Source organism: Halorubrum sp. AJ67, assembly GCF_000513435.1.
This window is the reverse complement of the sequence record NZ_CBVY010000010.1, coordinates 87,311-89,095: the sequence shown is the minus strand read 5'-3', so window position 1 is coordinate 89,095 and position 1,785 is coordinate 87,311. Positions and strand designations below refer to the sequence as shown.

Genomic DNA, 1,785 nt, shown 5'->3' with positions numbered 1-1,785 from the left:
CGACCACGTCCGCGAGGCCACCGCCGACGACCGAGAGATCCGCGGCCTCACCCGATGCGAACGGACAATCTTCAGTCGAAACAGGGGGGTCTGCGACCCGCGGAGCCGGAGAGACTGATGCCGGGTCCGCGGACGCTTCGACTCCCGAGACCTCCACCGCGGACGCTTCGACCGCGGACGCTCCGACCGCCGACGATTCGACCCCCGACCGCTCCCTCGACCCCGACCTGCGCGACATCGAAGTCGGAAACGACATGACGGGTCGCAGCACCGGGACCGGCGAGTACGCCGACTTCGTCACGACGTTCCGCGACCGCTACGAGCGACTCTCGAAGATCCTCCGCGGCCGCGTCAACCACCGGCCCGCCGAGGCGATCGCGGACATGCCCGGCGGCAGCGACGCCGCGATGATCGGCTTAGTCAACGACGTGCGCTCGACGAAGTCCGGTCACTGGCTCGTCGAGCTGGAGGACACCACCGGGACCTTCCCCGCCCTCGTGATGAAGGACAAGGGCCTCGCCGACGTCGTCGACGAGATCCTGATGGACGAGTGTATCGCGGTCGAGGGGACGCTCGCGGACGACTCCGGTATCCTCTTCGCCGACTCGCTCCACTTCCCGGACGTCCCCCGGACTCACCGCCCGGGCGGGGCGGACCGCCACGTTCAGGCCGCGCTGATCTCCGACGTCCACGTCGGCAGCGACGAGTTCATGGCCGACGCGTGGCACAGCTTCACCGACTGGCTCCACACCCCCGAGGCGGACCCGGTCGAGTACCTGCTGCTCGCGGGCGACATGGTCGAGGGCGTCGGCGTCTACCCCGACCAGGACGAGGAGCTTGAGATCGTCGACATCTACGAGCAGTACGAAGCGTTCGCGGAACTCCTCAAGGAGGTGCCCGCGGACACCGAGGTCGTGATGATCCCGGGCAACCACGACGCGGTCCGGCTCGCCGAACCGCAGCCCGGATTCAACGACGAGATCCGTTCCATCATGGACGTTCACGACCCGCAGATCGTCTCGAATCCGGCCACCGTCTCGGTCGAGGGCGTCGAGGTGCTGATGTACCACGGCGTCTCGCTCGACGAGGTGATCGCGGAGCTACCCGAGGAGAAGGCGAGCTACGACGAGCCGCACAAGGCGATGTACCAGCTGTTGAAGAAGCGCCACGTCGCGCCGCAGTTCGGGGGTCACACCCGCGTCGCGCCCGAGGAGCGCGACTACCTCGTGATGGAGGACGTGCCCGACGTGTTCCACACCGGCCACGTCCACAAGCTCGGCTGGGGGAAGTACCACAACGTCCTCGCGGTCAACTCCGGCTGCTGGCAGGCCCAGACCGACTTCCAGAAGTCCGTCAACATCGACCCCGACGCCGGCTACGCTCCGATCCTCGATCTCGACACACTCGACATGACGGTCCGGAAGTTCTCGTGACTCCCGCCGCCTCTTTTCGACTTCACTCCCCGATCTCGACCCGTCCGCTCGTCGCGTCGTTGAGCCGCTCGCGGAGCGTATCGACCTCCTCGACCGGCACCCGGAGGTCGAACCGGACCCGCTGCCCGTAGTCGGCCTCGAACTCGACGCCGGTCGATTCGATCACCCCGCGGACCGTCCCCGAGTCGTCGTACTCGGTCTCGACGACGAGACTTTCGGTGCGGCCGCTCCTCGATCACGCCGGCCGCGTCGACGCCGTCCTTCACCGCGCGCGAGTAGGCGCGACGCGAGCCCGCCGACGCCGAGGTTCGTCCCGCCGTAGTACCGGGTCGACGACCGCGGCGACGTTCCG

General features: G+C 68.1%; 2 pseudogenes (1 of these 2 running past the window's edge). One reads left to right on the top strand and one right to left on the bottom strand.

Features of this window, described 5'->3' with window-relative positions:
- Window positions 1-1,433, top strand: a pseudogene (locus BN903_RS09790) (DNA-directed DNA polymerase II small subunit); the annotation flags it as partial.
- Window positions 1,434-1,455: 22 nt separating this feature from the next.
- Here the strand turns inward: BN903_RS09790 and BN903_RS09785 are convergent.
- Window positions 1,456-1,785: pseudogene (locus tag BN903_RS09785) on the bottom strand (YigZ family protein) (its annotated part continues 132 nt past the right edge of the window); the annotation flags it as partial.